This window comes from Methyloceanibacter sp. (assembly GCF_035650995.1).
GTDB lineage: Bacteria > Pseudomonadota > Alphaproteobacteria > Rhizobiales > Methyloligellaceae > Methyloceanibacter.
Map to the genome: position 1 here is coordinate 1 of NZ_DASRGO010000087.1, position 2,313 is coordinate 2,313.

At 62.4% G+C, this 2,313-nt stretch carries 4 protein-coding genes; all 4 read left to right on the plus strand.

Annotated features, from left to right (window positions below; translation table 11 throughout):
* On the plus strand, window positions 1-383 hold a 383-nt coding region (locus tag VFB18_RS06865), incomplete at its 5' end, for a hypothetical protein (protein WP_324972658.1).
* Window positions 384-470: 87 nt separating this feature from the next.
* Window positions 471-1,666 (plus strand): IS3 family transposase gene (locus VFB18_RS06870; protein WP_324972661.1). Its coding sequence is split into 2 segments (ribosomal slippage): window positions 471-720 and window positions 720-1,666, totalling 1,197 coding nucleotides; the frame shifts between segments, so codons are not numbered across the junction.
* Between the two features lie 27 nt (window positions 1,667-1,693).
* A complete protein-coding gene (locus VFB18_RS06875; protein WP_324972663.1) occupies window positions 1,694-2,047 on the plus strand; it encodes a plasmid mobilization protein in 354 nt (117 codons plus the stop codon).
* Window positions 2,037-2,313: relaxase/mobilization nuclease domain-containing protein (locus tag VFB18_RS06880; RefSeq protein WP_414675661.1), on the plus strand; the 277-nt coding region annotated here is incomplete at its 3' end. The genes VFB18_RS06875 and VFB18_RS06880, both read left to right, overlap by 11 nt.

Sequence of the window (2,313 nt, forward strand, 5' to 3'; positions counted from 1 at the left end):
AGGTAGTTGGTTGGCACCACGATATATTAGAGGGCAGCGATAAGCTCTGGATGAGAGTAAAAGATGCACCCAACCGATATACAAATAGGGACAAAAAGCATAGGATTGTAGCGGCCTATTTTGATCGACAGCGTTGGTTTCTTCCAACTAATAAGGGGTTTTCAGGGTTGTTTCGGCATGAAAGATCATTGCTAGAGGGAGAAATCGGGGAAGTGCGAACTTCCAACAGTGGAATTGGAAAAATCCAAGAGGTAGTATGGGAGCCGAAGAAGAAGTATCGGTGGGTTGAACGCAGAGTTCAGCTCTCTGCAATGGCGCTACGGCCGGCAGAACGCGAGCGCGAAGACTACTTCATTATTCTTGCTACCCTCCAAGCGGGCTAAAGACTATCGAAGTGAATATGCTTCTGACCTGAGCCCCGGCATGTCCTCCAAAGATGGGTAGAGTCCGTCACCTGGAAGGGGATGGACATGAAGCCGAGCCGGTTCACGGAAGAACAGATCATCGGGATATTGCGGGAGCAGGAGGCCGGGGCGAAGACGGCGGACGTGTGCCGCAAGCACGGGATCAGCAGCGCAACGTTTTACAAGTGGAAGGCCAAGTACGGCGGCCTCGATGTGTCGGACGCCAAGCGCCTGAAGTCGCTGGAAGACGAGAACGCCAAGCTGAAGAGGCTGCTCGCCGAGGCGATGCTCGACAACGCCATGCTGAAGGATATCGCAGCAAAAAAATGGTGACGCCCGCCGCCAGGCGAGAGGCCGTCGCTCACCTTCGGGTCGCGTATGAGGTCAGCGAGCGGCGGGCGTGTTCGGCGGTCGGGGCCGATCGCACATCGGTTCGCTACCGCAGCATTCGGCCGGATGATGCGGCGGTGCGGGCACGGCTACGCGAGCTGGCCGCCATTCGCCGTCGGTTCGGCTATCGGCGGCTGCACATCCTGCTCAGGCGCGAAGGCATCGTCATGAACCATAAGAAGCTCCGTCGGCTCTACCGCGAGGAACGGCTCCAGGTGCGCCGCCGTGGCGGACGCAAGCGTGCGCTCGGCACCAGGGCACCGATGACCCTTCCGCAAGGCCCCAACCAGCGCTGGAGCCTGGACTTCCTGTCGGACGCTTTCTCCGATGGCCGCCGCTTCCGCATCCTGGCGATCGTCGATGACTTCACGCGGGAATGCCTGGCGCTGGTGCCCGATACCTCGCTGTCCGGACTGCGGGTCGCGCGAGAGCTCGACGCCCTGATTGCCGCACGCGGCCGACCCGCCATGATCGTCTCCGACAACGGCACCGAGTTGACCGGCATGGCGATCCTGCGCTGGTCGCAGGAGACACGGGTCGAATGGCATTACATCGCGCCAGGCAAGCCACAGCAGAATGCCTTCATCGAGAGTTTCAACGGCCGATTACGCGACGAGTTGTTGAACGAGACACTGTTCGCTTCGCTCACCCATGTGCGCGAGGCTCTGGCGATCTGGAGGGACGATTACAACACCATCCGCCCACACAGCGCACTCGGCAATCTGCCGCCGCTCACCTATGCCGAACTCAGCGCTCCCGACATGCAACGGGACGGGACGCTGCGCTACACCGAGAGCTCCGCGCCCCGTCCCGTTGCACCACCGAGCCAACAGGGCTCAAATGAAGCCAGGACTCTTCTCATCGCTGGATGACACAAGGGGCTCAGGTCACCCGCGCGCATGCGCGTCAAGGACGCGCGAACGGAAGTTATTCCCCCGATACGGTGCACACAAGATGAGCGGGCGGCCATCAAGACCGCCGCCGACCAAGCCGGCCTCAGCGTCGGGGCCTTTGTCCGCGCCCTGGCGCTCGGTAAACCCGGGCCGCGGGCAGTGCGCCGACCGCCCGTCGAGCGCAAGGAATTGGCCCGGTTGCTCGGCCACCTCGGCAAGATCGGCTCGAACGTCAACCAGCTCGCGCACGGCTTCAACCGCACCGGCATCCTGCCGGGCTTCCCCGAACTCCTCGCTATCCGCGACGACATCCGGCAGATGCGGACCGCGCTCATGAGGGCACTAGGTCGTGGTGATTAAAGGCACGTCCTGCGCCGGGGCGCGGCGGCTCGCCGTTCACCTGACCCGCACCGATACCAACGAGCGCGCCGAGGTGAAGGAGCTTCGAGGCGTTGCCGCCGAAAACCTTCGCGAAGCCCTACTGGAGATGGAGGCGGTCGCCGCCGGCACCCGGACCACCAAGCCGTTCTATCACGGCTCGATCAACACCCGCGCCGAGGAGCGGTTGACCGAGGAACAGCGCACACAGGCGATCGACCGCCTTGAGACCGCGCTTGGCCTGACCG

Bases quoted from the DNA above. Each gene is read 5' to 3' on its own strand.
- VFB18_RS06875 (WP_324972663.1), top strand. From the start codon at position 1,694: ATGCGCGTCAAGGACGCGCGAACGGAAGTTATTCCCCCGATACGGTGC.